Genomic DNA, 2302 nt, shown 5'->3' on the forward strand with positions numbered 1-2302 from the left:
CGCCCCCGCACGCGCCCGGCCGCCCTCGCCGTCCCCCTCGGCTATCTGCTGGCGTCCGTCCTGCTCTACATCCACCTCTGGGCCGACCTGGACCGGGCCTATCTCGTCGACAGCATGCGCGACCAGAACCAGTGGGAGTGGTTCTTCGCCGTCACCGCCGAGAACGTCTTCACCCTCCACAACCCGCTGTTCACGACGTTCCAGAACTATCCGCTCGGTGTGAACCTGATGGCGAACACCGTGATGCTCGGCCTCTCCGTGCCGCTGGCGCCCGTGACCCTCGTCCTCGGCCCCACCGTCACCTGGGCGCTCGTGCTCACGTGCGGTCTGGCCGGCACGGCCACCGCCTGGTACTGGCTGATCCGCCGGCACCTCACCCGCGACCGGGCGGCCGCCGCGCTCGGCGGTGCCCTCGCCGCCTTCGCGCCGCCGATGATCTCCCACGCCAACGCGCACCCCAACCTGGTCGTGCTGTTCGTGATCCCCCTGATCATCGACCGGCTGCTGCGCCTGCGCGACGGCGGCAGCGCCGTCCGCGACGGGGTCGTCCTCGGCCTGCTGCTGACCTGGCAGCTCCTCCTCGGCGAGGAGGCCCTGCTGCTGGCCGCCACCGGCATGCTCGTCTTCGCCGTCGCCTACGCCTGTGTGCGGCCCGCCGAGGCCCGCGCCGCCGCGCTGCCGATGCTCCGCGGCGTCGGCGTGGCCGCCGCCGTCTGCCTGCCGCTCGTCGCCTACCCCCTCTACTGGCAGTTCTTCGGCGCCCAGAGCTACGGGAGCATCCACCACGGGCCCACCGGCAACAGCCCGCTCGCCCTCGTCGAGTTCTCCAGCCGCGCCCTGGCCGGCGACCGGTCCACCGCCGCCGCGCTCTCCCTCAACACCACCGAGGAGAACGCCTTCTACGGCTGGCCGCTGGTGGCCCTGCTGCTCGGGGTCGCGGTCGCGCTCTGGGACCGCAAGGTCGTCCGCGCGCTCGTCTGCACCGCCGCCGTCGCCGCGGTCCTCTCCCTGGGCAACACCATCCCCCTGCCCGGCACCGACGCGGTCGTGCCCGGCCCCTGGCGGCTGCTGGACGGGCTGCCGCTGTTCGAGTCGGTGATCGAGTCCCGGTACGCGATGGTCTGCGCGCCGCCGGCCGGCATGCTGCTCGCCCTCGCCTGGACCAGGGTCGCGGCGGTCGCCCGCGCCGGCGCCCGCTCGGCCGACCGCGACCGGCGCGACAAGGCGCTGCTGCTCCGCGTGGGCTGCGCCATCGCGCTCGGCATCGCCCTGCTGCCCATCGTGCCCAGGCCGCTGGAGACGGTCGAGCGGCCGGCCACCCCCGCCGTGATCGCCGACGGCACCTGGCGCTCGTACGTGCTGCCCGGCCAGTCGGTGGTGCCCGTGCCGCTGCCCTCGCCCGGGGAGGCGAGCGCGCTCAAGTGGCAGATCGACGCCGGCTTCGGCTTCCCGCTGCCGGGCGGCTACTTCAACGGCCCCGGCGGGGCCGACCGCGCCGGCATCTACGGGGCCGTGCCGCGCCCCACCAACGATCTGCTGACCGCGGTCCGCTACAGCGGCAGGGTGCCGCACATCGGCCCCGAGCAGCAGCGCCAGGCCCGCGAGGACCTCGCCTACTGGCGGGCCGGCCTGATCGTGGTGGCGGACCAGCCCAACGACGACGCGCTGCGCACCGCGCTGGAACGGCTGCTGAACGAGCCGGGGCGCCGGGACGGCGACGCCTGGGTGTGGGACGTGGCCTGAACCACGGCGCGCGTACGGGAGCGGGCCGCGCACCTCGTACGGCCCCGCACCGCGTACGAGCCGAGCCGGGGCGCGTCGTACGGTCGCCGCGGACCGGTCGCGGCCACCGTGACCGGTCCCATCTCCCCGCCACCGGGGCCGGGTTGCGCTGCGTGCTCAGCGCATTACGCTGGCCCGACCATCGCATCATCGCGACCGAGAGAGAGCTCCCGTGGCCTGTGACCTCTGGCTGGTCCCCCTCGTCGATGTGCTGTGCCACAGCCCCGACAACCCCTTCGCCGAAGAGCTCGCCACCTATGACAAGGCCCTCACCCAGGCCGGTCTGCCCCCCGTGCCCGTGTACGGCTACATGCCCGGCCTGTCGGGGGACGTCGCCCCGGTCGCCGGCTTCGACTACGACGCCCTGCACTTTCTGCGCCGCGCCTATCTGCTGCTGATGTGCGGACTGCCGGTCACCCCCGTCGACGAACTCGGCGGGGACTACGAGCAGTTGCTGGAGATGTTCGAGGCCACCGCCCAGCAGTCCCATCTCGTCTGGCACTACGACCACGCCGGCGCG

At 73.7% G+C, this 2302-nt stretch carries 1 protein-coding gene and 1 pseudogene; both read left to right on the forward strand.

Features of this window, described 5'->3' with window-relative positions:
• A partial coding sequence (locus ACSNOD_RS30555; protein ID WP_436770332.1) for a glycosyltransferase family 2 protein occupies window positions 1-1743 on the forward strand: 1743 nt, incomplete at its 5' end.
• Window positions 1744-1954: 211 nt separating this feature from the next.
• A pseudogene (locus tag ACSNOD_RS30560) lies at window positions 1955-2302 on the forward strand (hypothetical protein); the annotation flags it as partial.

The organism is Streptomyces sp. URMC 123 (assembly GCF_051386515.1).
Lineage (GTDB): Bacteria > Actinomycetota > Actinomycetes > Streptomycetales > Streptomycetaceae > Streptomyces.